General features: G+C 49.1%; 3 protein-coding genes. 2 read left to right on the top strand and 1 reads right to left on the bottom strand.

The window, feature by feature from the left end:
• The first annotated feature begins 101 nt into the window (after nt 1-101).
• The gene (locus H096_RS26095) at nt 102-1,424 is read left to right on the top strand and encodes an OprD family porin (protein WP_033902241.1); all 1,323 of its coding nucleotides are present in this window, start codon (nt 102-104) and stop codon (nt 1,422-1,424) included.
• A 232-nt stretch (nt 1,425-1,656) separates the two neighbouring features.
• A complete protein-coding gene (locus tag H096_RS26090) occupies nt 1,657-1,986 on the top strand; it encodes a DUF2790 domain-containing protein (protein WP_033902240.1) in 330 nt (109 codons plus the stop codon).
• A gap of 781 nt (nt 1,987-2,767) precedes the next feature.
• On the opposite strand, the gene H096_RS26085 is transcribed toward H096_RS26090, so the two are convergent.
• Nucleotides 2,768-3,746: MFS transporter (locus H096_RS26085; RefSeq protein ID WP_033902239.1), on the bottom strand; the 979-nt coding region annotated here is incomplete at its 5' end.

Raw genomic sequence — 3,746 nt, 5'->3', positions numbered from 1 at the left:
TCCTGCTTCAATTCAATAACCGTGTTGCACTCAGCTCCTGCAACCGCCCCATTATAAAAAAGGCCGTCATCATAAGAAACTGCCAAATCTTCGGAGCAGACATGACTAGGATAACCAAGATCTCAACAGGCGTATTAGCGGCAATAGCTGGGTTTAGCTCAGTCGCCTATAGTGCAGAGAAGTCAGAAGGTTTTGTTGAAGGTAGTAAATTTACCGTTACCAGCAGAACATTCTATTTCAACAGGGATAATCGTAATGGTGAAACTGCACCAGGGGGGGCGGGATATTCTGAGGCGACTGCTCAAGCATTCATTGCGAAATTCAATTCTGGTTACACCCAAGGGACGATTGGTTTCGGACTAGATGCTTTCGCCATGATCGGCTTGAAATTGGACACTGGTGGCGGACGCAATGGTGGGCGAAGTTCGTTTGATGTTCTTCCAGTTGACAGTAACGGGGATGCCCGTGATGAGTACACTAAAATTGGAGGCGCCGCGAAGATTCGCGCCTTTGATACGGAGCTCAAAGTAGGCGACGTGTTTCCTACCAGCCCAGTAGTGTATTACGGTGATTCGCGTCTACTTCCTGAGTCTTTTAGAGGTACTATATTTTCCAATAACAGCATCAAAGGCCTGACATTGCAAGGTGGCCGGCTCCATTCTATGAGTCAGCCTGTATCAAGCGATATGAGGGATGGTTTTGCGACCTTCTACGCAGGCCCTGTAAACTCACCAGGAATGAGCTATTTCGGTGGTGACTACGTTCTAAATGAGAACGTAAGTTTCGCGTTGCATGCTGGCCAACTTCAGGATGTATGGAATCAAACGTATTTCGGTACGAACCTCAGCTACGCTCTCACAGATAATCTCGCGTTGATCGGTGGTTTTAATTACTATCGTGCAGTTGACGAAGGCAAGAAGTTATTAGGTGAATTTGATACCAATATTTGGAGCGGGCGTTTTGGTGTTCAGTTTGGTGGCCACACACTCGCCTTAACCCACCAACGAAACAATGGCGAAAACGACTTCGACTATTTACGACAATCCGACTCTGTTTTCTTGGACAACTCAATACAATATAGTGATTTCAACGCCCCCAAGGAAAAATCTTGGATGCTGCGTTATGATCTGAGCATGAAGTCGTACGGGGTTCCTGGACTCAGCTTTATGACGCGTTATGGCCGAGGTAGTGATATTGACTACTCGAGTGCGAATAGTGTCTACATGCGCCGTGATGCCGAGGGCAGTCCGCTCGTGAATCAAAAGAGGTGGGAGCGCGACATCGAAGCAAAATATGTAGTTCAAACTGGAAAAATGAAAGATATGTCATTCCGCATACGCCAGTCTAATACACGCGCGACTCAATTTGAGTCTGACCTGGATGAGTTTAGGCTAATTGTAGAATACCCTCTTGTTTCTTTGTAAGCGGGCTAGACGTAAACGGAACAAAATTTGATTGTGAACTTGGCCTTGATCTAATTTGCACGTCGCTATTTTTATAGATTTTTAGCTATGAATGTTTGCGTGCAAGTTTGATTGGGGGCTGATTGATCTTTCAGCCGTCTAGATCACTGTTAAAGCTAGCGCCCTTTGGGCGCTTTCTAATTCAAATCTTGTGGTTTAAGGCAAATTCAAACTAAAGGGTGTGGGTTACGACATGAAGACTATTAAGATTTCAGTTTTTATCGCGCTTGCTTTTGCGTCGCAATTTATTAATGCGCAAACGCAATCGAAGACAGACGTTGAAAGGGTTGAGCGCGCCAACAAGGTTGCGCTCGAGAATTATGCCAGCAAAGTCGGCGAACCAGTTCCTGAAGTTAAGGATTATGTGTATGGCATGAAGCTAGACGTTGCCAAGACTATACATGTTTCCCCACCAGTAAAATATTGTGGAAATGTCGATAGCTATATGAGTTATCAGGACTCTCAAGGAAAGCTTCACTCCATTCGATATATCCTGCAGGGCGACTGTCCCCAAAAGCGTTAACGCAATTTTTTACCATGACCCCTCGGCTACGCTTCACTGCCTATTTCGCCGTTATCAGCCTCCATCGCAAATCCTTTCATGGCATGTGGTAGGCCGAGGGTTAGCGGACTGCTCATATGCACGCCGACAGTGCGTTTCTATCGGCTCGCCATATACCGGTTGGCGCTAGTTTGAATTCGAGCATGGAGACGTGAGTTCTCGGCCTTACTGATCCCCCCTAAACACATTCCCCTCTAATTTGATCCTCCCCTACCATCAAATAGACCGTACAAAGAGTAGCACCATTCGCTTGATGCCAATGCTTACTGCCATGTCCGCTGCGTCGAAGCTGATGACGGCCAGTTAAGCCAGCACCAGGCTAGAAGGCTTGCATGCAGCGGGAAGCGGTTTCGTATGTGGTGCTCAACATGATTGGAGGCCTGCCTCGCAACAAGCGCGTCCTTTCGTTTGGTCAAAATTGTGTAGGTTCCTCCGTTCAAGAATAAGCGTGTGTCATTTCTCCGTGTCTACGACAACCGACTTTGCCGGTATAGCACGCACTTTTCGTTTCGCGCCTACCAGGGCTAACGTTTCCAGCAATGCAAGTCGCCGGTAGTGCCGAGCGATGTAGCGGGTACAAAAGAAAATCAAAAAAAACTGTTTCAATCGGGTGAGGTTCATGATCCCCCAAAGCCTCTCGCTTACCTATTTTCTGATCATCATCCAGTTGTATGTGACAGCTCTTGTCGATGCATCACTAAATTTTGCTCTGGACTCGAAGGCTTGAGAACTCTTCGCTCCATCAGCGTGGCCACCGACGATGTAGATCATCAATCACATACGGGTGTTCATGCCTTTCTGCGTTGGTGTCGTCAACATGGGCACGATTGTCTGATAGTTCATCATGAGTGTGCTCGACGATTTCTCGATCATGAGCTGGTCGCCAGATGAGGCTACTCATGATAAGCGAGCCTGCTGCCAAGACCGCTAGCGCAATGAACGATGCGGCCAGGCCGTAGTGTGCTCCCAACCATCCCGCCAGAGGGTAAGTGATTAACCAGCAGGCATGGGATAAGGCGAACTGGGCAGCAAATAATGCTGGACGATCCTCAGCATGTGCTGAGCGACGCAAGATGCGACCGCTAGGAGTCTGGGCAAGGGAGTAGCCAACCCCAAGCACCAACCATAGTGGTAGAAGCAAGTTATAAGTGGTGACGTTAATGCCAACCGCTAAACCCGCGACCAATATCCCTCCGCCGAACAGCATGGCAGTTCGGTCTTTGATGTTTTTCAGCAGCCTGGGCAAGACCAAGGCTGACACCATCGACCCTCCCCCAAACGCTGCCAGGGCCAAAGCAGTGGAACTCTGAGGCAGAGCGAAGCGCGACTGCACCAGAACTACTGTATTGACGATCACCATGGCGCTAGCGGCAGCTACCGTAAGATTGAGCGCCAACAGTCCCCGTAACCGGGGCGTAGCTAGGAATATGCGCATACCACGGGTGGTTCGTTCATAAATGCTGCGTCGTGGTACCTGTTTCGCTTTGGGTAGCAGCACCGTAGCGACTAGAGCCGCAGAAGCAAGGAAACCAATGACCGTACCCGCGAACAGATTATGAAAGCTGATCACGGTCAGCAGTGCAGCGGCGAGCATCGGACTGGCAACACTTTCGAGATCGTAGGCCAGACGCGATAGTGACAAGGCACGGGTGTAGTCATCCTCATCCGGCAGGATGTCTGGAATGGTCGCCTGGAACGTCGGAGTGAACGCTGCCGAAGCG

Source organism: Pseudomonas sp. FH1 (genome assembly GCF_000510895.2).
Classification (GTDB): Bacteria; Pseudomonadota; Gammaproteobacteria; order Pseudomonadales; family Pseudomonadaceae; genus Aquipseudomonas; species Aquipseudomonas azotoformans_A.
The sequence above is the reverse complement of the archived record's forward strand: the minus strand, read 5'-3'. Positions and strand labels throughout refer to the sequence as shown.